The organism is uncultured Roseibium sp. (assembly GCF_947499295.1).
Taxonomy (GTDB): domain Bacteria; phylum Pseudomonadota; class Alphaproteobacteria; order Rhizobiales; family Stappiaceae; genus Roseibium.
In genome coordinates this window covers 1-414 of sequence record NZ_CANMNP010000145.1, presented here as the reverse complement: position 1 = coordinate 414, position 414 = coordinate 1, and the positions used below count along the sequence as shown (strand labels likewise).

Sequence of the window (414 nt, the reverse complement as noted above, 5' to 3'; positions counted from 1 at the left end):
AAAGGAAAGCACTGCGTTTTCTATCATCGCTATCACTTGGTCTGGTCGACCAAATACCGCTTTAAAATCCTTCGTGGGGATGTGCAATTACGGGCGCGGGAGATTGTTCGCCAGGTTTGCGCGGAAAATGGCGTTGAAATCCTGAAAGGCGTTGTTTCCAGCGATCACGTCCATATCTTTGTGTCTGTCCCGCCAAAGCTGGCAATCAGCGACCTGATGCGGCGGATCAAGGGACGGTCAGCCTACAAACTCTTCCGTGAGTTCCCGCGCTTGAAGAAGCGCTACTGGGGCTGCCACTTCTGGGGCCGGGGGTACTTTTCGACCACAAACGGCGCAATCACTGAAGATGTCGTACTTCAGTACCTTGAGAAGCACATCGATAATCCTACCGGCATCAGCCGGTAGTGGTTTAGT

Annotated in this window: 1 protein-coding gene; it reads left to right on the top strand. The window is 52.7% G+C overall.

Annotated elements, in window-relative coordinates:
• A partial coding sequence (tnpA, locus tag Q0835_RS30170; RefSeq protein ID WP_298967197.1) for an IS200/IS605 family transposase occupies positions 1-405 on the top strand: 405 nt, incomplete at its 5' end.
• Positions 406-414: the final 9 nt, after the last annotated feature.